This window comes from Cupriavidus sp. PB-02, assembly GCF_058252315.1.
In genome coordinates this window covers 2,780,480-2,800,191 of record NZ_CM177694.1, presented here as the reverse complement: position 1 = coordinate 2,800,191, position 19,712 = coordinate 2,780,480, and the positions used below count along the sequence as shown (strand labels likewise).

At 64.5% G+C, this 19,712-nt stretch carries 22 protein-coding genes, 1 tRNA gene and 2 pseudogenes; 15 read left to right on the top strand and 10 right to left on the bottom strand.

Annotated elements, in window-relative coordinates; genetic code table 11:
- Positions 1 to 3: 3 nt before the first annotated feature.
- Entirely contained in the window at positions 4 to 492 is a 489-nt protein-coding gene (locus AC10V3_RS13125) for a MarR family winged helix-turn-helix transcriptional regulator (RefSeq protein WP_022535705.1), read from the bottom strand.
- A 187-nt stretch (positions 493 to 679) separates the two neighbouring features.
- Here AC10V3_RS13125 and typA point away from each other — a divergent pair, with 187 nt between their 5' ends.
- Positions 680 to 2,500: a translational GTPase TypA gene (gene typA, locus AC10V3_RS13120; protein WP_022535704.1), complete on the top strand. Its 1,821-nt coding sequence runs from the start codon at positions 680 to 682 to the stop codon at positions 2,498 to 2,500.
- Positions 2,501 to 2,577: 77 nt separating this feature from the next.
- Here the strand turns inward: typA and AC10V3_RS13115 are convergent.
- A pseudogene (locus tag AC10V3_RS13115) lies at positions 2,578 to 4,325 on the bottom strand (autotransporter family protein).
- A 1,389-nt stretch (positions 4,326 to 5,714) separates the two neighbouring features.
- Positions 5,715 to 6,578 (bottom strand): sterol desaturase family protein, encoded by an 864-nt coding sequence (locus AC10V3_RS13110; RefSeq protein ID WP_022535701.1) that lies wholly within the window; start codon positions 6,576 to 6,578, stop codon positions 5,715 to 5,717.
- A gap of 231 nt (positions 6,579 to 6,809) precedes the next feature.
- Here AC10V3_RS13110 and AC10V3_RS13105 point away from each other — a divergent pair, with 231 nt between their 5' ends.
- The 4 genes from AC10V3_RS13105 to dusA all read left to right on the top strand — a co-directional run bounded on the left by AC10V3_RS13105 (position 6,810) and on the right by dusA (position 11,584).
- The gene (locus AC10V3_RS13105) at positions 6,810 to 8,378 is read left to right on the top strand and encodes a methyl-accepting chemotaxis protein (RefSeq protein ID WP_022535699.1); all 1,569 of its coding nucleotides are present in this window, start codon (positions 6,810 to 6,812) and stop codon (positions 8,376 to 8,378) included.
- A gap of 114 nt (positions 8,379 to 8,492) precedes the next feature.
- Positions 8,493 to 9,581: an enoyl-CoA hydratase/isomerase family protein gene (locus tag AC10V3_RS13100; RefSeq protein WP_022535698.1), complete on the top strand. Its 1,089-nt coding sequence runs from the start codon at positions 8,493 to 8,495 to the stop codon at positions 9,579 to 9,581.
- A gap of 129 nt (positions 9,582 to 9,710) precedes the next feature.
- Positions 9,711 to 10,271 carry an NADPH-dependent FMN reductase gene (locus AC10V3_RS13095; RefSeq protein ID WP_022535697.1) on the top strand — a complete coding sequence of 187 codons (561 nt, stop codon included), beginning with the start codon at positions 9,711 to 9,713 and terminating at the stop codon, positions 10,269 to 10,271.
- Positions 10,272 to 10,546: 275 nt separating this feature from the next.
- A complete protein-coding gene (gene dusA / locus AC10V3_RS13090; RefSeq protein ID WP_454752118.1) occupies positions 10,547 to 11,584 on the top strand; it encodes a tRNA dihydrouridine(20/20a) synthase DusA in 1,038 nt (345 codons plus the stop codon).
- A gap of 476 nt (positions 11,585 to 12,060) precedes the next feature.
- Here the strand turns inward: dusA and AC10V3_RS13085 are convergent, their stop codons facing one another.
- A complete protein-coding gene (locus AC10V3_RS13085; RefSeq protein ID WP_022535695.1) occupies positions 12,061 to 12,213 on the bottom strand; it encodes a hypothetical protein in 153 nt (50 codons plus the stop codon).
- 428 nt (positions 12,214 to 12,641) lie between these two features.
- Here AC10V3_RS13085 and AC10V3_RS13080 point away from each other — a divergent pair, with 428 nt between their 5' ends.
- The 3 genes from AC10V3_RS13080 (at position 12,642) to AC10V3_RS13070 (ending at position 13,854) form a co-directional block, all read left to right on the top strand.
- Complete coding sequence (locus AC10V3_RS13080; RefSeq protein WP_022535694.1) at positions 12,642 to 12,920, top strand: hypothetical protein; 279 nt, start codon at positions 12,642 to 12,644, stop codon at positions 12,918 to 12,920.
- Between the two features lie 98 nt (positions 12,921 to 13,018).
- A tRNA-His gene (locus tag AC10V3_RS13075) sits at positions 13,019 to 13,094 on the top strand.
- A 520-nt stretch (positions 13,095 to 13,614) separates the two neighbouring features.
- Positions 13,615 to 13,854 carry a hypothetical protein gene (locus AC10V3_RS13070; RefSeq protein WP_022535693.1) on the top strand — a complete coding sequence of 80 codons (240 nt, stop codon included), beginning with the start codon at positions 13,615 to 13,617 and terminating at the stop codon, positions 13,852 to 13,854.
- A gap of 2 nt (positions 13,855 to 13,856) precedes the next feature.
- Here AC10V3_RS13070 and AC10V3_RS13065 read toward each other — a convergent pair whose 3' ends face one another.
- On the bottom strand, positions 13,857 to 14,024 hold the full coding sequence (locus AC10V3_RS13065; protein ID WP_349609184.1) for a hypothetical protein: 168 nt from the start codon (positions 14,022 to 14,024) through the stop codon (positions 13,857 to 13,859).
- Positions 14,025 to 14,064: 40 nt separating this feature from the next.
- Positions 14,065 to 14,190 carry a hypothetical protein gene (locus tag AC10V3_RS13060; RefSeq protein ID WP_022535691.1) on the bottom strand — a complete coding sequence of 42 codons (126 nt, stop codon included), beginning with the start codon at positions 14,188 to 14,190 and terminating at the stop codon, positions 14,065 to 14,067.
- Positions 14,191 to 14,523: 333 nt separating this feature from the next.
- On the opposite strand from AC10V3_RS13060, the gene AC10V3_RS13055 reads away from it, so the two are divergent.
- On the top strand, positions 14,524 to 14,826 hold the full coding sequence (locus AC10V3_RS13055; RefSeq protein WP_454752050.1) for a hypothetical protein: 303 nt from the start codon (positions 14,524 to 14,526) through the stop codon (positions 14,824 to 14,826).
- Between the two features lie 225 nt (positions 14,827 to 15,051).
- On the opposite strand, the gene AC10V3_RS13050 is transcribed toward AC10V3_RS13055, so the two are convergent.
- Positions 15,052 to 15,279: a hypothetical protein gene (locus AC10V3_RS13050; protein WP_022535688.1), complete on the bottom strand. Its 228-nt coding sequence runs from the start codon at positions 15,277 to 15,279 to the stop codon at positions 15,052 to 15,054.
- Between the two features lie 73 nt (positions 15,280 to 15,352).
- Between AC10V3_RS13050 and AC10V3_RS13045 the strand changes: the two genes are divergently transcribed.
- Positions 15,353 to 15,550 carry a hypothetical protein gene (locus AC10V3_RS13045; RefSeq protein WP_490923702.1) on the top strand — a complete coding sequence of 66 codons (198 nt, stop codon included), beginning with the start codon at positions 15,353 to 15,355 and terminating at the stop codon, positions 15,548 to 15,550.
- On the opposite strand, the pseudogene AC10V3_RS13040 reads toward AC10V3_RS13045, so the two are convergent.
- Positions 15,481 to 15,673, bottom strand: a pseudogene (locus AC10V3_RS13040) (DUF2188 domain-containing protein). The gene AC10V3_RS13045 and the pseudogene AC10V3_RS13040 sit on opposite strands and share 70 nt — an antisense overlap.
- 212 nt (positions 15,674 to 15,885) lie before the next feature.
- Here AC10V3_RS13040 and AC10V3_RS13035 point away from each other — a divergent pair.
- Positions 15,886 to 16,236 (top strand): hypothetical protein, encoded by a 351-nt coding sequence (locus tag AC10V3_RS13035; protein ID WP_374063606.1) that lies wholly within the window; start codon positions 15,886 to 15,888, stop codon positions 16,234 to 16,236.
- A gap of 69 nt (positions 16,237 to 16,305) precedes the next feature.
- On the opposite strand, the gene AC10V3_RS13030 is transcribed toward AC10V3_RS13035, so the two are convergent.
- Together AC10V3_RS13030 and lexA are read right to left on the bottom strand one after the other, a co-directional pair.
- Positions 16,306 to 16,476 carry a hypothetical protein gene (locus AC10V3_RS13030; RefSeq protein WP_022535686.1) on the bottom strand — a complete coding sequence of 57 codons (171 nt, stop codon included), beginning with the start codon at positions 16,474 to 16,476 and terminating at the stop codon, positions 16,306 to 16,308.
- A gap of 117 nt (positions 16,477 to 16,593) precedes the next feature.
- Positions 16,594 to 17,250, bottom strand: a complete 657-nt coding sequence (gene lexA, locus AC10V3_RS13025; RefSeq protein WP_022535685.1) for a transcriptional repressor LexA — start codon at positions 17,248 to 17,250, stop codon at positions 16,594 to 16,596.
- Between the two features lie 287 nt (positions 17,251 to 17,537).
- Here lexA and AC10V3_RS13020 point away from each other — a divergent pair, with 287 nt between their 5' ends.
- The 4 genes from AC10V3_RS13020 (at position 17,538) to rpsR (ending at position 19,698) form a co-directional block, all read left to right on the top strand.
- A complete protein-coding gene (locus tag AC10V3_RS13020; protein WP_022535684.1) occupies positions 17,538 to 18,530 on the top strand; it encodes an asparaginase in 993 nt (330 codons plus the stop codon).
- Positions 18,531 to 18,664: 134 nt separating this feature from the next.
- The gene (gene rpsF, locus AC10V3_RS13015; protein WP_022535683.1) at positions 18,665 to 19,039 is read left to right on the top strand and encodes a 30S ribosomal protein S6; all 375 of its coding nucleotides are present in this window, start codon (positions 18,665 to 18,667) and stop codon (positions 19,037 to 19,039) included.
- Between the two features lie 77 nt (positions 19,040 to 19,116).
- Positions 19,117 to 19,416 (top strand): primosomal replication protein N, encoded by a 300-nt coding sequence (priB, locus tag AC10V3_RS13010; RefSeq protein WP_022535682.1) that lies wholly within the window; start codon positions 19,117 to 19,119, stop codon positions 19,414 to 19,416.
- 3 nt (positions 19,417 to 19,419) lie between these two features.
- The gene (gene rpsR, locus AC10V3_RS13005) at positions 19,420 to 19,698 is read left to right on the top strand and encodes a 30S ribosomal protein S18 (protein WP_022535681.1); all 279 of its coding nucleotides are present in this window, start codon (positions 19,420 to 19,422) and stop codon (positions 19,696 to 19,698) included.
- Positions 19,699 to 19,712 lie beyond the last annotated feature (14 nt).

The following is a 19,712-nucleotide window of genomic DNA, read 5'->3' as shown; positions in this document are numbered from 1 at the left end:
CCACTACCCACTGTTGTTGTCGATGACCCGGCGCAGCATGCTGCGCAGCAATTGCACTTCGTCCTCGGAAAAGCCGCGGAAGTGGTGGGCGAGTACCTTGCAGAAGATCGCCGGCAGGCGCTCGACCAGCTCCTGGCCTTGTGCGGTCAGCGACAGGTCCACCACGCGCCGGTCGGCATCGCGGCGGCGGCGCTCTATTAGGCCGCGCTTTTCCATGCGGCTGAGCAGGCGCGTAACCGAGCCCATGTCTGTGTTCAGCTCGCGGCCGAGGTCGGTGACCGTGGAGGCGCGGCCGGTGGCGAGCATCATCAGGCAGCTCGCCTGGGCGTGGGTGATGTCGAGTGCGCAGACTTCCTGTTCGACCGCGTGCGCCAGCATGTTCTTGGCGCGCTGCATCAGGTAGCCGACGCTGTCGTTCATCTGGTATCTGGCGGGATCGAACGGGCCACCCGTATCCGGGGCTGGCCGATCCGAGGAAAGGTCCTGTGACATCTTTGCCTTTGCAATCTTTGCTGAGGCAAATATATGTTTGCGTTTAACGATAAGCAAGAACGGAAATTGGTTATTCCAGTTTCCGCAACGATAAACACAGCATAAGTGGCGGGTCCGGTCAACGCGTCTTGCGCCGCAACATGCTAGAATGTTGGGTTACCTCAGATTCTCCAAGCGAGACGCAGCAATGACCCGCGCCATCCGAAATATCGCCATCATCGCCCACGTCGATCATGGCAAGACCACCCTGGTCGACCAGCTCCTGCGCCAGGCAGGCACCTTCCGCGACAACCAGCAAGTCGCTGAGCGGGTGATGGACTCGAACGACCTGGAAAAGGAACGCGGGATCACGATTCTCGCGAAGAACTGTGCCGTCGAATACAACGGCACCCATATCAATATCGTCGACACCCCGGGCCACGCCGACTTCGGCGGTGAAGTGGAGCGCGTGCTGTCGATGGTCGACGGCGTGCTGCTGCTGGTCGACGCGGTCGAAGGCCCGATGCCCCAGACCCGATTCGTCACGCGCAAGGCGCTGGCGCTGGGCCTGAAGCCGATCGTCGTGGTCAACAAGATCGACCGCCCTGGCGCGCGTCCGGACTGGGTGATCAACCAGACCTTCGACCTGTTCGACAAGCTGGGTGCCACCGACGAGCAGCTCGACTTCCCGGTGATCTACGCTTCGGGCCTGAACGGCTTTGCCGGCCTGACCGAAGACGTGCGCGACGGCGACATGAAGCCGCTGTTCGAGACCGTGCTGGACAAGGTGCCGGTGCGTGACGACGATCGGGACGGCCCCCTGCAGCTGCAGATCATCTCGCTGGACTACTCCAGCTACGTCGGCAAGATCGGCGTAGGCCGCATCTCGCGTGGCCGCGCCCGTCCGCTGCAGGACGTGGTGGTCAAGTTCGGCCCGGAAGGCAACCCGATCAAGGGCCGCATCAACCAGGTGCTGAAGTTCCAGGGCCTGGAGCGCGAGATCGTGTCCGAGGCCGAAGCCGGCGACATCGTGCTGATCAACGGCATCGAAGAACTGGGTATCGGCTGCACCGTGTGTGCGCCGGACGCCCAGGACGCGCTGCCGATGCTGAAGGTGGATGAGCCGACGCTGACCATGAACTTCTGCGTCAACACCTCGCCGCTGGCCGGCCGTGAAGGCAAGTTCGTGACCAGCCGCCAGCTGCGCGAGCGCCTGGACCGCGAACTGAAGTCGAACGTGGCGCTGCGCGTGGCCGATACCGGCGACGACACCATCTTTGAAGTGTCTGGCCGCGGCGAACTGCACTTGACCATCCTGCTGGAAAACATGCGCCGCGAAGGCTACGAGCTGGCCGTGTCGCGTCCGCGCGTGGTGTTCAAGGAAATTGACGGCGTCAAGAACGAGCCGTACGAACTGCTGACCGTGGACGTCGAAGACGGCCACCAGGGCGGCGTGATGGAAGAGCTGGGCCGCCGCAAGGGCGAACTGCTCGATATGGCCTCTGACGGCAAGGGCCGTACCCGCCTGGAATACCGCATCCCGGCCCGTGGCCTGATCGGCTTCCAGGGCGAGTTCATGACGCTGACGCGCGGCACCGGCCTGATCAGCCATATCTTCGACGACTACGCGCCGGTGCGCGAAGGCGGCCTGGGCGAGCGCCACAACGGCGTGCTGATCTCGCAGGACGACGGCGACGCCGTGGCCTACGCGCTGTGGAAGCTGCAGGACCGCGGCCGCATGTTCGTCAAGCCGGGCGATGCGCTGTACGAAGGCATGATCATCGGCATCCACAGCCGCGACAACGACCTGGTCGTCAATCCGATCAAGGGCAAGCAGCTGACCAACGTGCGTGCTTCGGGTACCGACGAAGCCGTGCGCCTGGTGCCGCCGATCCAGATGTCACTCGAATATGCGGTGGAATTCATCGCCGACGACGAGCTGGTCGAGCTCACGCCCAAGAGCATCCGCCTGCGCAAGCGCCACCTGAAGGAGCACGAGCGCAAGCGTGCTTCACGCGAATCCGTGTAACTCACGGCAGGCAGCAAAAAAAACCGCGCCTCAGGGTGCGGTTTTTTTATTGGGCGGACGGCAAGCGGGTGCGCGCCTCACCAAGCGTACTTCATACCTGCGCGCACCGCGTACTGGTAGTAGCGCTGCGCGCCCCATGCGCCGCCCACATTGGCCCAGCCGGTCCAGCGCTTGCCGAAATCGGCATTGACGCCGAGCTTGAGCTCATAGCGGTTGGTCGGATACAGGCTGCCCAGCGGTAACTTGTTGAACGAGATATTGCTGTCGGTGCTGGTGTGCCACCAGTTCATCGTTGCGTACGGCTGTATCTTGCGGCCGTCGTCGCGCACGTAGGTGCGATGCACGCGCGCGCCAAGGCGTGTGATCGCACCGCTGGAGTCGGCGCCGGTGATGCGGGTACCGTTGGCTTCGGTAATGTCGTCGGCGCGGTAGTCGACGTAGATGAGCTGCGCCTGCGGCTCGACCACCCAGCCATCGCGCGCGGGGATGGCGTAGCCTGCCTCGCCGGAAATGACCCAGCCGCTGGCGTTGTATCTGACAGTGGGCAGCTGGTCGCTCTCGACCTTGTTGTCGAACCAGCCGTACTGGAGCCAGGTATCGACATACGCCCCCAGCTTGTTCTCGTCGTTCTGGTACCAGGTGCCATAAGCGCCCACGCTCCAGCCCTGCACGCTGCCCTTCGCGCGGGCCGGGTTGCCATCGGCCTCGGCATGGCTGCCGGCGTTGGCGTAGCTGCCCATAGCACCCAGGTGCAGGCGGTCGGTGTCGCTGGCCAGGTTCCAGCGTGCCAGTTCCGCGCCGCCCTGCAGCAGGAGGGTGTCGGTGCTGACCTTGAAATTGTCGTCGCGGCTCTTGCTGCCTTCCCATTTGCCGGCCGCGCGCAGCCAGCCTGCGCGGGCCCGGTCCGGAGCAGGGCGGAACCCTTGGCCCTCAACGTACTGCGGCTCGCCCAGGCGGTCGTGCAGGCTGTGCACGAACACCTGGCGGACCAGCCGTTGGTTCGCGAGGTAGGCGGCGATTTCAGGGCGGTACATCGGCTCGGGCGGAGCGGGAGGATTCGGGGGCGGGGGCGAGGGCGAGGGCGGAGTCGGCTGCGGCGGTTTTGCCGAGCGCAGGTACCAGGCCTGCGGATTGCTGCCGTCAGTGCTGCCACGTAACAGGCGGTACTCGTAAGCGCCAGCCACCGCGCGGCCGTCCAGCGCGAACGCAGTGGGCGCCGTGGTGCCGCCGTTAGCGGTATCGATCACCAGGATACCGTTGGCCGTGGTCGGTGCGCCCTGGCCGCCGGCATTGGCGATGCGCACGCCGGTGATTCCGTTGCCGTGCCGCCGTCGATGACGAGCCGGTCCAATGCGGTGCTGTCGGCAGCCAGGACCGTCTTCAGGCTCAGCGTGCCGCCGCTGCCGGCGTAGTTGCGCGTGGTCAGCGTCTGGCCGGCGCCGCCCGTTGCCGAGGCCAGTTCCACCAGCCCGCCATTGGCAAGCGTGCCTGTCACCTGATAGGCGCCGGCGCCGGAGCCATTGGCATAGCTAAGCGTGCCTGAGTTGCTGACGTCGCCGGTCAGTGTCCCGGCATCGCCACTGAAGCGCAGCGCGGCGCCGCTATCGATCCGGAACACACTGGCTTCGTACAGTATGCCGCTGGTCAGCGCGACGTCCGCGCCACCGGTAGCAGTCACCGCGGACCACGGGTCGATGCTGCCGGGCACGCTGCCGCGGTAGCCGTCGAAGGTTAGCGCACTGCTGCCGGTGCCGCCTTCATACAACGGCACCGCGCTGATGTCGGCACCGGCGAACACGGTCACGCGGTCGGAGCCGGAGCCCATGCGCAGCGCGCCGGTGGTGACGGAGCCGGCGTGCAATGCGAGCGTGTTGTTGCCCGAGATGAATTGCACGGCGTTCTCCGTGCCGTGAATCGTGGCGTGGCTGTCGATGGTGGCGCCGCCGCCGGCCTGGATGCCATTGCCGGCCTGCGCCGCGATGCGGCCGCCAAGGTGCGCCACCGTGCCGCCATTGGCCAGCAGCACGCCATGGAGATTGCCCTGCACGACGCTGGTGGGCGCATCGTTCCTGACCAGTCCGCCGTTGGACAGCAATATGCCGCTCGACGTGGCGCCACGAACCACGCCGCTGTTGATGACGGTGCCGGCGTTGTGGAGCCGTATGCCGTCCTCCATGCCGTTGACCGCGCCGCGGTTGTCTACCGTCCCGGAGGTGCCGGTAATGACTATCCCGGCATTGCCATTGCCCTCGATCGTACTGCCGGCATGGTTGATCACGGTGCCGCCGCTGCCGCCAATCCACAGCCCATAGGTACCACCGCTGATCCGCGCGCCTGGCGTGATTGTGGTGCCGCCATCCGTTGAGCCGTTGACAGCGTTGCCGCCGGCATCCAGCAGCACACCGATCAGGCTGCCGGCAATCGTACCGGCATTGGCTACGCTACCGCTCTGGTTCACGATGCTGACGCCGTGGCCAGCGCTGGCGCCGATCGCGGCGTGAGACAGGTTTGTCACCGTACCGCCGAGCCCCATCAGCACGCCGTCGGTGCCGCCCTGGATGTTCCCCTGGTTCCGGACCACAGCGCCAGGCCCCTGGATCCGAATGCCATCGCTGCTGCTGTCCCCGACGATGAAGCCGTGATTGATCACCGTGCTGCCTGTGGCGGCGGAGCTCAATGAGACCCCGGCTGCCATGGCGCCAGCGGTGTGGATTGTGCCAATGTTGTTCAACGTGTAGGCATTGGCTGAGCCGCCATCCGTGACCGCGTCGATCAGGGGAACCGATGCGGTCCCCACAAAATTGACGAACGTGGAGGTCGGGTCGCCGGTGACGGCGTACGTGCTGAAAGAAGCGGGCTGCTGCAGGTCGACCTGCGTTCTGCCATCACCAGTGATGGTCTTCTGCGCGTGGGCGGCGCAGAGCTCCAACTGCGCCACCACCAGGACCGTGAGCGAGCCCGTCGTTACGGTGAATCTTGACCATGCGCTCGCCATTGTCGCAACCTCCGCACCCGACGCTTCGTTTGTCCTTGCCGATCATCGCCACGTCCGTAGAAGTGCGATGCATCCGCAGGGCCGCCGGAGGGAAGTAAAAGCCGGCGACCGGCTGGTCAATTTCGTATTTTCAGTGCAGAAATTAATGGTCTTATTTATTTGGACATATGTCCACGGGCCTGCGAGGTGGCCTCTGTACGCGTGTTCCTGGGATGTTTCTTATTGCGCTCCCGGTATGGCCTGCGGCGCCGGCGCACGCGGGCTGCGCCATTCGGGCGGCTTCCACAGGTAGCGCAGATCGCGGTCGCGCCAGGCATCGGCGAACATGTCGCGCCATTCATGGAAGGTCAGCACCAGCGGGTTGTGGGTGCGCACCTGGCGCGTGATGCCGTACACCGGCGCCTCGTGTTCGGGCACGAAGGTGCCGAACAGACGGTCCCAGATGGTCAGCACGCCGGCGTAGTTGCGGTCGATGTATTGCGCATTCTTCGCGTGATGCACGCGATGGACCGAGGGCGTGTTGAGGATCGTCTCCACCAGCGGCCAGCGCCGCCCCAGCCGCGTATGCACGAAGAACTGGAACGCCAGGTTCAGGCCCACGGCCAGGATCACCCAGTCCGGCGTAAATCCGATCCACGCCAGCGGGATCCAGAACAGCCACATGCCTGACAGTGGATACGTCAGGCTCTGCCGGAACGCCGTCGAGAAATTCATCCCTTCCGACGAATGGTGGGTCACGTGCGAAGCCCACAGCCAGCGCACCCGATGGCTGGCGCGGTGGAACCAGTAGTAGAGGAAGTCCTGCAGCAACAGCAGCAAGGCAAATGACCCCAGCGTTTCCGGCATCGCGCGCAGACCATGCTGGTAGCACCAAGTGTAGACGGTGCGGATCATCAGCCAGAGGAAGAACGCGTCCGAGGCCTGGTGCATCAGCGCCAGCGCCGCGTTGGAGACGGTGTCGCGCAGGCTGTAGACGGTCGGGTTGCGGCGCGCCCAGTACCGGGCTTCGGCGGCGATGGTCAGCAGGAAGACTGGCGCAAACGCCAGCAGCACGAGGCCGGGGTCGGGCGATTCAGGGTTCATGCCGCCAGTGTGCACATTCCGGCCGGAATTGCCACGAGGGGTTACTCCAAACGGACTGCGCGGAGGGCTGTCGCGCCCCATTCGGCACATTGACGATTGATGTACCGGAACGCAATTCTGTCGCGCATGCGAGGGCGGTCAAAGCGGGTAAAGGACGCGTCGGGGGCGCCGTAGTTGAGCAGGGCAGCGGTGCGCCGCATGCCCCGATTCCTTTATCCCTCCGGAGCCTCAATGTTCAGGAACACTACCATCGGAGCCAGATTGTGGTTCCTCACCATCGTCACCAACTTGTTGCTGCTGATCGTCGGCGCGGTCGGTTGGCTCGGCATGTCGCGCAGCAATGACGCCACGCACCAGATCTACGAGCAGCAGCTGTCGGCCGCGGTCAACCTCGCCGAGGCGCGCTCGAACCAGCTGCTGGTGCGCGTGCTGCTCGACCAGGCGGCGTTGGCCACCGATCCCACCGATGCCAGGGCCCGCGCCGCGACCGCCGAAGGCTTTGCGCGCGTATCCGAGAAGGCGTGGAAGGCCTATCTCGCCTTGCCGCGCTCGGCAGAGGAAGCGAAGGTGGTTGAAGACGTCACTGCCAAGCGCGATGCCCTTTTCCGCCAGGGCGTGGCGCCGATGATTGCCGCGCTGCATGCGGGCGACCGCGAGGCCATGATGAAGGCCGTGCTCGAAACCATTCCGAAGCTCGATATTGCCTTCACTGCCGTCAATTCGGAGCTGAACCAGCTGCAGGTGGCCAGCGCGAAGCTGGTCTACGAGGCGTCGCAGCAGCGCTACCGCAACCTGTTCACGCTGTCGGTGTGCGTGCTGGTGCTGGGCCTGGCGTTCAGCACCGTGGTGGCATGGCGCCTGCGCCGTTCAGTGGTGCAGCCGCTGGATATCGCGATCGCGCGCTTCGAGAAGATCGCCGGTGGCGACCTGAGCGCCGCGGCGGTGTCTGGCGGCGAAGCGCTGGCCGACGCGTCGGCGCGCAACGAGACCGCGCGCATGCTTGGCATGCTGGGCCGCATGCAGCAGAGCCTGGTGGCGATGGTGGGCGAGGTGCGCGGCGGCGCCGATTCGATCGCCTCGGCAAGCAAGCAGATCGCCAGCGGCAACGCGGATTTGTCGCAGCGCACCGAGCAGCAGGCCGCATCGCTGGAGGAGACCGCCTCCAGCATGGAAGAGCTGACCGGCACCGTGCGCCAGAACGCCGACAGCGCGCGCGAAGCGCGTGCGCTGGCCACTGATGCGACCGCGCTGGCCGAGCGCGGCAGCGAAGCCGTATCGCGCGTGGTGAATACCATGCAGGCGATCGACGCCAGCGCCGGCAAGATCGTCGACATCATCGACGTGATCGAGAAGATCGCTTTCCAGACCAACATCCTTGCGCTGAACGCCGCCGTGGAAGCCGCGCGTGCCGGCGAGCGCGGCCGCGGCTTCGCGGTGGTGGCGGGCGACGTGCGCGAGCTGGCGCAGCGTTGCGCCGGCGCGTCGAAGGAAATCCGCACGCTGATCGGTGCTTCGGTGGCCAACGTGCGTGAGGGCACCGGGCTGGTGGATGACGCGGGCGGTGCGATGCAGGACATTGTCGACGCGGTGCGCCGCGTCAGCGCGATCATCGGCGATATCAGCGCAGCCTCGGACGAGCAGTCCAACGGCATCGAGCAGGTCAATGTGGCGGTGTCGCAAATGGACAGCATGACGCAGCAGAACGCGGCGCTGGTCGAGCAGGCCGCTGCCGCGGCCGCTTCGCTTGAAGACCAGGCTCAGCGTCTGACTTCGCTGGTGGCGACGTTCAGGCTGGCCTGACGCGGCAGGGCGGCGCACGCGCACAGCCCTGCGCATGCGCCGCAAGCTGCCCACGCGGGTGTGCCTGCGGGTGTGACTGGCGTAAAATCGCCAGTTGCATTGGAGGAGTACGACATGACTGATTTCGTCACGACAGAGGTCCGCGGTGGCATCGGATACCTGACGCTGAACCGCCCCCAGGCGCTCAATGCCCTGTCGCTCGACATGATCCGCGCCATCACGCAGACGCTGCAGGACTGGGCCGCGGCGCCAGAGGTGGTGGCGGTGGTGGTGACCGGTGCCGGCGGCAAGGCGTTCAGTGCCGGCGGCGATATCCGCTATTTCCACAAGGCCGCGCACGAGGGCGATCCGCTGCTCGACCAGTTCTTCGTGGAAGAGTACGCGCTCAACTTCCTGATCCATCGCTACGCCAAGCCTTATATCGCGCTGATGGACGGTGTGGTGATGGGCGGCGGCATGGGCATCTCGCAAGGCGCGCGGGTGCGCCTGGTCACCGAGCGCACGAAGATGGCGATGCCGGAAACCAATATCGGCCTGTTCCCCGACGTGGGCGGGGGCTGGTTCCTGGCACGCACGCCGGGCCGCATCGGCGAATACCTGGGGCTGACCGGCACCGTGATCGGCGCGGCCGACGCGCTTTACGCCGGGCTGGCCGATGCCTACCTGCCGGGCAACCGCCTGGCGGAGCTGGTCGATTCGATGCGCGCGCAGCAGTTCGCCGGCGGCGATGCCGTGCTGGCGCATATCGAGGGCTTCACGGCGCCGCACCGCGCTGATTGCGTGCCGGCGCAAAGCACGCTCGCAGGCCTGTCGACGCAGATCGACGCCTTGTTCGCCGGCAACACCATGCAGGAGATCCTGGCCGCGGTCAGCGACGCGCCGGGCGACTGGGCCGCACAAACTGCCGCCATGCTGCGCAGCCGCTCGCCGCTGATGCTGTGCGTGACACTCGAGCAGATCCGCCGCGCGCGCCGCATGTCGCTGGAGGACGAGCTGCGCATGGAGCTGGACATGATGCACCTCGTGTTCCGCAAGGGCGACGGCGTCGAGGGCATCCGCGCGCTGGCCATCGACAAGGACCACAAGCCGCGCTGGCAGCATGCGCGCCTGGACGACGTGGGCCGTGAGAAAGTGCTGTCGTTCTTCGACAGCCCCTGGCGCGCGGAAGACCATCCGCTGGCGGCGCTAGGCAAGGCGGCCTGACAGGCTATCTGCCAGCTCTGACGGCATTCCGGCCCCGAGTCGGGTAGAGTGGTGCACGGGCCGGCACATGCCACCCATGGGTGCCTGCGTCTGCCGTGCCATTCCGTCCACACAGACAAAGGAGCCGTGATGAGCAATCCTCGTGATGTCGTTGTACTGGTGGGAAGCCTGCGCAAGGAGTCGTATAGCCGCAAGCTGGCCAAGGCGCTGATCGCGCTGGCGCCGGCGCAACTCAAGCTGGAGATTGTCGAGATCGGCGAACTGCAGCTCTACAACCAGGACCTGGACGACAAGCCGCCCCAGCCCTGGACCGCATTCCGCGACCGCGTGCGCCGTGCCGATGCGGTGCTGTTCGTGACGCCGGAATACAACCGCTCGGTGCCCGCACCGCTGAAGAACGCCATCGACGTGGGCTCGCGGCCCTATGGCAGCAGCGTCTGGGACGGCAAGCCCGGCGGCATCATCAGCGCCTCGCCCGGCGCAGTCGGCGGGTTTGGCGCCAACCACCATCTGCGCCAGTCACTGGTGTTCCTCAATGTCCCGGTCCTGCAGCAGCCCGAGGCCTATATCGCCGGCGTCGACAAGCTCTTGAACGAGCAGGGCGGCATCGCCAACGAATCGACCAAGGGCTTTCTCGGCAAGTACCTGACGACGTTCGCCAGTTGGATCGACCGCACCGCGCCGCGCTGAGCGCCGCCAACGCGCGCCACGGCGATGCTCGTCGTGGCCGTTTGCTGTGCCGCCTGTTGCGGCATCACCCGGCGCCGCGATGCGTTCCACACTACCGATAATCGATGGCTGAGGGCAGTATTGCAGGCGCCAATTCCCTGCGAAGTCTGGATTGGGCCCACTCAAACGTTGCGGGCGCCGAGTGGTAAAATTGCCTGCTTTCGCCCCGCACACAAGCCCAATCGGCAGGCAGGCCCGCCACCACAGCGTGTGCCCTACGCCGACCCCACTTAGAAATGACTGATTTGCAAGGCAAGACGCCTGCCATGAGCCCGCGACGCGTTTCCGTGGCCCCGATGATGGACTGGACTGATCGCCATTGCCGCACATTCCATCGCCAACTCAGCCGCCACACATGGCTGTATACGGAGATGGTGACGACCGGCGCGCTGCTGCATGGCGACGTGCCGCGGCATCTGGATTTTGACGCAGCCGAACATCCGGTCGCGCTGCAGCTAGGCGGCAGCGAGCCGGCGGACCTCGCCATGGCGGCAAAGCTCGGCCAGCAGTGGGGCTATGCCGAGGTCAACCTGAATTGTGGCTGCCCGTCAGAGCGTGTGCAGCGCGGCGCATTCGGTGCCTGCCTGATGGCCGAGCCGCAACTGGTGGCCGACTGCGTGAAGGCGATGCGCGATGCGGTCAGTATTCCGGTGACCGTCAAGCATCGCATCGGCATCGACAAAACCGAGCATTATGATTTTGTTCGGGATTTTGTCGGCACCGTGGCCGAGGCGGGCTGCCGCACCTTTATCGTCCACGCGCGCAATGCCATCCTGAAAGGCCTGAGCCCGAAAGAGAACCGTGAAATCCCGCCGCTGCGCTATGAAGTTGCGTACCAGCTGAAACAGGAATTTCCTGAGTTGGAGATCCTGATCAATGGCGGCATTGTCAGCTATGAGGAGATGGAGAGTCACCTGCAGCACGTCGACGGCGTGATGATTGGCCGGGAGGCCTATCACCAGCCGTATGTGCTGGCAGAAATGGATGCACGCTTCTATGGCGACACCAGTTCGCCGGTGCTTTCACGTCTGGACGTCGAACTGTCGATGCAGCGCTATATCGGCGACCTGGTGGAGCGGGGCGGTTATATGGGTGCCGTCACGCGGCATATGCTCGGCCTGCACCGTGGTGTTGCCGGCGGGCGGGGCTGGCGCCGCGTGCTGTCGGATGCAAAGCGGATGAATGCGGCGCGTACGCGCGCGGATGTGGATGCGCTGTTCGAAGAGGCCCGGGAGCATTTGCACTCGCCAGCCTCCGCGCCCCTGGCGGCGTAATGCATGCTGCCGGCAGGCCCTGCTCCGTGGCATTGCCGAGCCTTTGCTCTAAATCCGAATTGCGGAATTGTGCATGCTTGCCAGAGGGTAGCGCGGGCGGCACCTGAAATGCTCCTCGCCCGGAAACTGGCGTCCGCAAAGGGATTCCCCTAATTCGCCGAGGCAGGGCACTTTCATACACTGTGCCTGCCCTCGAATACAGGGCTTTCTTCAACTGATTATTCAGCCCGCTTCGGCGGGCTTTTTTTTCGTCGGCTTTGTTTGGCGCCGTTCGCCGAGCGCTTCGCGCTCTTCGTTTACCCGAATGGTGCAGTTTGCAGATGACAGGTACATTGCAACTGCCTTCAGGGCATTTGAGATCGCTAAAGTTAAGAGTCCGCGCTGCGGACTCTTTTTTTTGCGCTCAGTATTCCTGCGCCAGACGCAGGGATTTGACGGCAACTGCGCATGAGAGTTTCATCGATCACCCGCTCGCGCTAGCGCGTATGGCTCACGCCGACATCCAGCGTGCCGTATGTCGTAATGCCAGATTCCCGTCCGTCCGTCACGCCGCCGGCGCACCCGCCCAGTGCGGCCACCAATGCCGTCATCGCCACGATTCCCGACATCCGCCAGAACAGCTTTCGCATTCCCACTCCTTCTTGTACTAACGATGGTTGGGCCGTGGCGCCGCCCTGAGGTTCCGGTTCCGCGCATTGCCGGCGCGGAAAGAGCGAGGAGGGAAAAGAGGCAGGCAGTACGCTGGGGAGCGGGCTGCCTGACGGGAAGTCGAGGGGGTCAATGTCCCTCAGGCGAAAGTATCGCTTCGAGCATGTCCGCCAAGAACCCTGCCGAGGTGGGGGCCGCGCCCTCGTCCCGCGATTGCTGATATGCCGCAAGGCGCGGCGCGTCGACCCCTGAGCGGTTCGCCTGCCGGGTTGATGAGCGTGATACGATCATTCGCAGCGCCACAGGCGAAGCGAATTCAAGCACGCGGACCGATGCTGAGGTCGGGGCGCCAGCGAAGTACGCGCTGGCGGCTGAGCGGCACCTCGCACGGTCCGGGAAGGCGGCAAGCGTGGAAAAATCGGACGTGGAAAATGAGGAGCCGTTCGGCGAAGTCTTTAAAGACTTCCGGCTGGTATGGGTCGCCGAGCAGTTGCAGGATGGCAAATGGACCGCTCGCTACTGCTGGCAGCGCGGCACGTCCGACGCCGCCGGCAAGGCGCTCCAGGAAGCGGTGTTGAACGGCAAGTCGCGCCGTCTTCTCGGTCAGTTCGACACCGAGGCCGACACCATCGACGCAATCAAGGAAGCCGTGCTGCTCGAGGCAAAGTGGGTCCCACCCCGGGCGTGACCCTCTCAAAAAAAATTGTGCGGGATACTAGCCATCTCGTAAAACTGTTTGTATAATCTTGTTTTTCGTCGATCAGCGCTTCGCTGATGACCTCTACGGTGGCTGTAGCTCAGTTGGTAGAGTCCAGGATTGTGATTCCTGTCGTCGTGGGTTCGAGTCCCATCAGCCACCCCAAAATTCTCTTTCGCATCAATAACTTATGCAGTGTGGGTAAGTTCTCGATGCGAACATCCCAACGAAAGCGGAAATCTTCCAGCGGCGCCCACGGCGCCGTTTTCGTTTTCTACTCCGTCGCAGCAGCCCGTTTCACCTCTCTCCTGTTGTAGTGGCGGTGCGTCGTCGCCGGGTTTGCGTGCGCCGCAAAGTCGCACGCATCAGCCGCGCCGCTCCAGCTTTGCCGTGATCGCTGCAGGGCGGATTAGTCCGGCCGCTGCCATACACAGCATGACCGGGCAAAGCGGAAAGCCCTGGACATTCAAGCCGGGCAGACCGTCGCCGGCTCCGTTGCCGACATTTCAAGAAAGAGGTCGATCCCACGCACTTCCAGGACCAGTCGAAGGAAGGCAAGTCCGTGCGCGCCGGCATGTACGCGAATCTGTGTCCATGGCGGCGAAGTAGCCGTGGACGGGACGCCATCTTGCCAAAGAACGTTCTTTCGTCATACTAGGATTCCTCGGAACGATGGGAGGGCGCCATGTCGAGCCATGCCTGGGTCGAAGAGGGGGAGTACTACTGCCACTGCACGGTCTGGAAGTCGAAATCTGGAGCCTGGGAGGCATCCGTATTGTTCGAGCGCAGAATCGATCACGCAAACGAGTTTGTCCCAGGCTTGCGACACAAGATCAAAGCCACGTTCAATAGCGAGGAAGAGGCGATGACCGAAGCAATTGCTTACGCAAAGGCTTGCGTCGAGAACACTAAGACTGGCTTGTAGCCTCATGCGGCTACTCCAAATCGTTTCGATTCCTTCGCCGACCAGCTCGCCATCTCAGGCACGTTGGCGCTTACCAGTGCTGCCGCCATCGGCGGGCTGACGCTGTTGGCGCACATGCGAACCTGGGCGTGCTGCGGCAGGCGGTAAGCCTTCATCTTGCCGATGCGCATCAGTGCCTCGCGTACGAACGCAAGCGTGGGATCGGCGGGGTCAATGATCGATGTCGACGTGCCGGCCGAGAGCGAGTTCAATGCCGCAGCTGGCACCGCAGCCACCGGCGAAGTTATCGACGATGTTTTCGGGTGCGATGTCGAGCAGAAACTGGTCGCGGATCATGCCGCGACCTCGCGCAGTGGGACACGATTTCTTACAACAGGGGGAGGTGCCCGTCGGTATCCTTGCGGCAAATTAGCTAACTGCAAACGCAGGTCACCATGAAACCCCTTCTTGTGCTCACCGTGGCCACGGCAGCACTTCTCACCGGCTGCGCCGTCGCTCCCTACGATGACGGCTACTATCACCGCGGTCACTCGCGCCCCATTTACGGCGGCGGTTACTCCGATTGGGACGGCGGCAGGTACTACGGCGGCAACCGAAAGTGGGGCGGTGACTGGGATCGAGGTTGGGACCGGGACGAGAAGCGAAACAGGAGCCGTGATTGGAGCGACCGTGACAACCGCAGCTGGAACCGTGGTGGAGATCAAGGCGAAAACCGCGGCGAGAAGCGTGGGTGGAATCGCGGCGATGAGCGAGCGGAGAATCGCGGCCGGGACCGACGAGGCGATCATGGCGAGGGCCGGGGCAATGGCCGTGGCGGTGACCGCGGTGATGACCGTGGGCGGAATCGTGATGCCGATGGTGGCAACGGTCGCGGCAGAGACAAGGATTGATGCGTCAGCCCTGAGTTTGCAGCGCTACGAGAATGATTTGGTCCGATGCCAGTCAGACCTTCAATGGAGTTTGCGTCAGTGAGAGAATTCCTCTACCTGCCGCTTCATCCAGCGGTAGTTGGAATAGGCGCCGAAGGCGACTGCGCCGAAGAAGGCGAGCGCCATGACGACCAGGTAGATCTGGCGCGGCATGTCCGTAGGGCTCCCGGCCCAGCACAGGCAGACCAGTTGACAGATCGGAGAGTGAGGTGAGGCGCCGCGCATCTGGGCAACGCAGCATGCACTCACCCTGGTCAAGCTACAAAACTTAGTCCAAGAACTCGACGGCTCCATTGCCTGCGGCCGCGATGCGGACCAGGCTGTCGGTGCCGTGAATCGAGGCTCCTACGACTGTGACACGCGATCTCTTTGCGCCTGCGGCGGCAGCAATTCTGATCAGGTCGTCGAGTGTATGGACGGTAGCGTCAACGCGAAACCCACCCCCGGCCGTAGCTATGCGGATCAAGTCGTCAACGGCGCGCGACGAAATGTTCATGTCTTCTCCTTCATTTTGCCTGTAGGGGGATGCTGCCACGTTAGAAGCCGCTGCACCAATGGACTGTATTGAAATGCAGGTTGACGTGACTGTCGGGCGACGGGAAATCGTTTTCTCCAAAACGGCGCCGCGCAAGGGCGCCCGTTTTGCTTCGTCGCGCGAATATTTCGCAGGTATTGCCTTGGCTCTCTGCGAGCCTGGTCAGCCCCGGATATTGCGCGGATCGTTCCCGAAGGAATTCCTTTCCCGAATCTGCCTGTCGCGTCCATGAATGAACAGTTCGACGCGATCCTGCCATGCTTTCTCGGTCCCTGCAGCGATGGCTTCTTCCTGCGACGGCTACTGCCCAGCCCTGGTCGCCGGCGGGTATGACGTGGATATTGCGGGATGCCACGGTCGGTCTCTTTTGGGGTGGATGCCGACAGTCTGGCGCGGGCGCCGCGCGTCGAGGTATCGGTCGATGTCCGGCAATGTGTGGCGCTTGCGTCAGGGCGGCGCGCAGGCCGTCCGCAGCCCGCGCGAAATCCGTGTGCCTCCTGTACCATACCCGCCTTGCATTCCCAAGGGGTTGGTATGTCTGTTCGAGCGAAGGTGATCGGCTGCAGCGTGGCGATCGCGGCAATGATGGCCGGGTGCGCCAGCGGCACGTCCGAAAAGGATATTCGCGCGCGCCCTCCGATGCGCTTGTTCACGCCCGCGCAGATGGGCGATGTGGCGAAATGCCTGCGCAATAACCTCGGCGATGAGGCCACGGTCGTTAGCTATCCGGCGAAGAGCCAGACTGAGATCCGGATTGGCCAGGTAAACGCCACCGGCCAGTTCGAGTACGCCTACCTGATTTCACTGACGGCCAAGCCCGATGGAACGGCGCTGGAACTGCGCAAGAGCGACACATGGTTCCCGCAGCTGACGCCGCAGGAGCTGGAAACCGAAACCAAGGCCTGCGCACGCAGCTAAGCAGCAGCCAAGGTGCAACGACATGCATGGCGGCCGCCAGCGCCGGCATGTGCCGGCGCGCGTTGTCGATCAGGCAACGAGCTTGTCGGAGGTTTCGAGTTCCAGCATCCGGCAGATGGCGGCCATGCTGCCGACCATGGTGCGGCGCTGCGCGCCCTGGTAGACGCGCACGCCCTTGCACTGGCGGAACGGCACGGGCTTGACCGGACGGCGGATGGCGGCGTGGTGGATTTGCGGCATGGCTGCACCTCTTTTTCAGGCAAAAGCGGGGTCAACACCCGGCGAGCCGGGCGGCGTCTGCAAAAAACAATGGAAGCGGGGGCGGGCCCGCGCAGGCCTGTGGCCCGCGGTGCCCGGCTAGAAGCCGGAAGAGCGGATCAGGCCGACTGCAATGCCTTCCAGCGAGAACTCCTCGCGGCCGGGCTCCACGATGATGTTGGCGAAGTCCGGGTTCTCTGCAATCAGTTCGATATGGCCGCCGCGCCGTTGCAGGCGCTTGACCGTCACGTCGTCACCGAGGCGCGCCACCACGATCTTGCCGTTGGGGGCTTCGCTGGCGCGGCGCACGGCGAGCAGGTCGCCGTCAAGGATGCCGGCGTCGCGCATGCTCAGGCCACGTACGCGCAGCAGGTAATCGGGGCGTTCGTCAAATACCGAGGCGTCGACCTGGTACTGGCGGTCGATATGTTCCGCGGCGAGGATGGGGCTGCCGGCTGCGACGCGGCCCACCAGCGGCAGCGTCAGCTGCATCACGCCGGGGATCGGCAGCGAGAACTGGTCCGGCATCTCCGAATCGCTGCGCGACACCTTCAGGCGGATGCCGCGCGAGGCGCCCGGCGTCAGTTCAATCACGCCCTTGCGGGCCAGCGCGCGCAGGTGTTCTTCTGCCGCGTTGGGGGATGAGAAGCCGAACTCGGCGGCAATCTCGGCGCGGGTGGGCGGGAAGCCGGTACGGCGGATCGTGTTGCGGATCAGATCGAAAATCTGCTGCTGCCGGGGTGTCAGGGTCGCCATGGGATCGCCGTTCCGTGCAGGGCCGCGCAGGAAGATCCAGGAGCATGGGATTCCGTCGGGATCGAAGGGATCGAGACAATCGGAAATCCTGCATCCGGCGGGCCGGGCACTGTATGTTTAAACAGTATGCTGTGATTTTATACAGTATCGGCCTGAGCGCAAGCAGAATTTTTCGGGGCTGTCGCATGGATAGGCATGCCGGTGGACCGCTCAGGCCGCGGCCCTCGGCAAGTCCGCCGTTACAATCGGCTATTCGCATCCCTCCTGTATTGAATTCCTGAGCCCCCATGACCCAACTGCCTCGCATTGTCGTCCTGGCCACCGGCGGCACCATTGCCGGCGCGTCCGGCAATCCCGCCAGCAGCGCGCGCTACCAGGCGGCGACCGTGCCCGTGTCCTCGCTGCTGGGCGCGCTGCCGGCGCTGCAGTCCGTCGCCCGTATCGAGGCGGAGCAGGTGGCGCAGGTCGATAGCAAGGACATGACCTTCGCCCTGTGGGGCATGCTGGCCGCGCGGCTGGAGCACTGGTCGGCGCAAGCCGATGTCGCCGGCATCGTCATCACACACGGGACCGACACGCTGGAAGAAACCGCGATGGCGTTGCACCTGACGCAGGCGTGCCCGGTGCCCGTGGTGATGACGGCGGCGATGCGCCCGTCGACCTCGCTGTCCGCCGACGGTCCGCTGAACCTGCTGGACGCGGTCCGCGTAGCCACGCACCCCGATGCGCGCGGCAAGGGCGTGCTGGTGGTGCTGAACCAGCAGATCCACGCGGCACGCGACGTGGCCAAGACCCACACCTCGGCTATTGATGCCTTTGTTTCCGCCAGTGGGCCGCTGGGCTTCGTGCAGGACGACTATGTGCGCTTCGCCCGCGCGCCGCGCGCTGCCTGGGCGATTGGCCCGATGCCGGAGGCCTGGCCGACGGTGGAGATCGTGGCGAGCTACGCGCAGCCGGGGAGGGTAGCCGTGGATGCGCTGGTGCAGGCCGGTGTCGACGGACTAGTGGTGGCTGCGGCCGGCAACGGCTCTGTGCATGAAGGGCTCGCGGCCGCGCTGGCCGATGCCGCCGACGCCGGCGTGGCGGTCGTGCGCAGCTCGCGCACCATGGCGGGTCATGTGTCGATCCCGCCGCAGCCCAGTCCGGCGGATGGCGTATTCGTCTCCGCGGCCGACCTCAACCCGTACAAGGCGCGGGTGCTGCTGGTGGTGGCGCTGGCGGCGGATCCCGGCCTCGCGCGCGACCCGGCGCGCCTGCAGGCGGTCTTCGCCCGGGCCTGAGCCAGTGCGGCCCCGGGGCTCCAACAGGCAGGCGGCTTGCACGCTCGGCCGCTTCCGGGCTATACTTTAAGGCTATTCAACCTTGCCACACCGGACTCGTGACGCCCGGGTGGCTAATCCCAAAAGGAGCGTCAATGCGTCATTACGAAATCGTCTTCATCGTCCACCCGGACCAGAGCGAACAAGTGCCGGCCATGATCGAGCGCTACAAGCAGCTCGTCACCTCGCAGAGCGGCAACGTTCACCGCGTGGAAGACTGGGGCCGTCGCCAGATGGCCTACATGATCCAGAAGCTGGCCAAGGCTCACTACGTTTGCCTGAACATCGAATGCGGCAAGGAAACCCTGGCTGAACTGGAACACGCGTTCAAGTTCAACGACGCCGTCCTGCGCCACCTGATCGTGCAGACCAAGAAGGCCGAGACCGCTCCTTCGCCGATGATGAAGGAAGTGCAGCGCGAAGAAGCCCGCAAGGCCGCGCAAACGACCACCGAAGGCCAGCCCGCCTGAGTGCGGACTGCGGTGCGTGCCACGGCTGACAGCGTCGGCCACGGCGGCACCGATGGCAAACAGCAAGAGGCCCCGCGTTGAACCAGCTTCGGCTTGCCGCCACCTTGGCGGAACGCGATGCCCTGCGCTATACCCCGGCCGGGGTGCCCGTCGTGAACTGCATCCTGCAGTACAGCGGCGAGGCCGTCGAGGCGGAAACGCCGCGCCAGGTCGAGTTTGCCATCGCAGCGATGGGGATCGGGCCGGTCGGCCAGCGGCTTGAGCGACTACCGCTCGGCACGCTGCTGGACTGCGAAGGATTCCTCGCCCGCAAGCACCGCAACAGCAAGGCTCTCGTCTTTCACATCACCGGATGTAAAGCATTCGAAAAGGATTGAATCATGGCATTCATCAAACGTGACAACAAGAACAAGAAGCGCTTCCAGCAACAGAACCCGCTGTTCAAGCGCAAGCGCTTCTGCCGCTTCACCGTGGCTGGCGTGGAACAGATCGACTACAAGGATCTGGACACCCTGAAGGACTTCATCGGCGACAACGGCAAGATCACGCCGGCCCGCCTGACCGGTACCAAGGCCCACTATCAGCGTCAGCTGGATACGGCGATCAAGCGTGCGCGTTTCCTCGCGCTGCTGCCGTACACCGACCTGCACAAGAACTGATAGGCCCTAGGTCC

What these genes read in the sequence shown, in the direction of transcription:
- AC10V3_RS13065 (WP_349609184.1), bottom strand. Translation starts at nt 14,024, where the DNA reads ATGCGCATCGGCAAGATGAAGGCTTACCGCCTGCCGCAGCACGCCCAG.
- AC10V3_RS13020 (WP_022535684.1), top strand. Translation starts at nt 17,538, where the DNA reads ATGACCCAACTGCCTCGCATTGTCGTCCTGGCCACCGGCGGCACCATT.
- AC10V3_RS13110 (WP_022535701.1), bottom strand. Translation starts at nt 6,578, where the DNA reads ATGAACCCTGAATCGCCCGACCCCGGCCTCGTGCTGCTGGCGTTTGCG.
- AC10V3_RS13105 (WP_022535699.1), top strand. Translation starts at nt 6,810, where the DNA reads ATGTTCAGGAACACTACCATCGGAGCCAGATTGTGGTTCCTCACCATC.
- AC10V3_RS13070 (WP_022535693.1), top strand. Translation starts at nt 13,615, where the DNA reads ATGTCGAGCCATGCCTGGGTCGAAGAGGGGGAGTACTACTGCCACTGC.
- AC10V3_RS13030 (WP_022535686.1), bottom strand. Translation starts at nt 16,476, where the DNA reads ATGCCGCAAATCCACCACGCCGCCATCCGCCGTCCGGTCAAGCCCGTG.
- rpsF (WP_022535683.1), top strand. Translation starts at nt 18,665, where the DNA reads ATGCGTCATTACGAAATCGTCTTCATCGTCCACCCGGACCAGAGCGAA.
- AC10V3_RS13060 (WP_022535691.1), bottom strand. Translation starts at nt 14,190, where the DNA reads ATGATCCGCGACCAGTTTCTGCTCGACATCGCACCCGAAAACATCGTC.
- dusA (WP_454752118.1), top strand. Translation starts at nt 10,547, where the DNA reads ATGACTGATTTGCAAGGCAAGACGCCTGCCATGAGCCCGCGACGCGTT.
- lexA (WP_022535685.1), bottom strand. Translation starts at nt 17,250, where the DNA reads ATGGCGACCCTGACACCCCGGCAGCAGCAGATTTTCGATCTGATCCGC.
- AC10V3_RS13100 (WP_022535698.1), top strand. Translation starts at nt 8,493, where the DNA reads ATGACTGATTTCGTCACGACAGAGGTCCGCGGTGGCATCGGATACCTG.
- AC10V3_RS13045 (WP_490923702.1), top strand. Translation starts at nt 15,353, where the DNA reads ATGCAGGTTGACGTGACTGTCGGGCGACGGGAAATCGTTTTCTCCAAA.
- AC10V3_RS13095 (WP_022535697.1), top strand. Translation starts at nt 9,711, where the DNA reads ATGAGCAATCCTCGTGATGTCGTTGTACTGGTGGGAAGCCTGCGCAAG.
- AC10V3_RS13125 (WP_022535705.1), bottom strand. Translation starts at nt 492, where the DNA reads ATGTCACAGGACCTTTCCTCGGATCGGCCAGCCCCGGATACGGGTGGC.
- AC10V3_RS13085 (WP_022535695.1), bottom strand. Translation starts at nt 12,213, where the DNA reads ATGCGAAAGCTGTTCTGGCGGATGTCGGGAATCGTGGCGATGACGGCA.
- rpsR (WP_022535681.1), top strand. Translation starts at nt 19,420, where the DNA reads ATGGCATTCATCAAACGTGACAACAAGAACAAGAAGCGCTTCCAGCAA.
- typA (WP_022535704.1), top strand. Translation starts at nt 680, where the DNA reads ATGACCCGCGCCATCCGAAATATCGCCATCATCGCCCACGTCGATCAT.
- AC10V3_RS13050 (WP_022535688.1), bottom strand. Translation starts at nt 15,279, where the DNA reads ATGAACATTTCGTCGCGCGCCGTTGACGACTTGATCCGCATAGCTACG.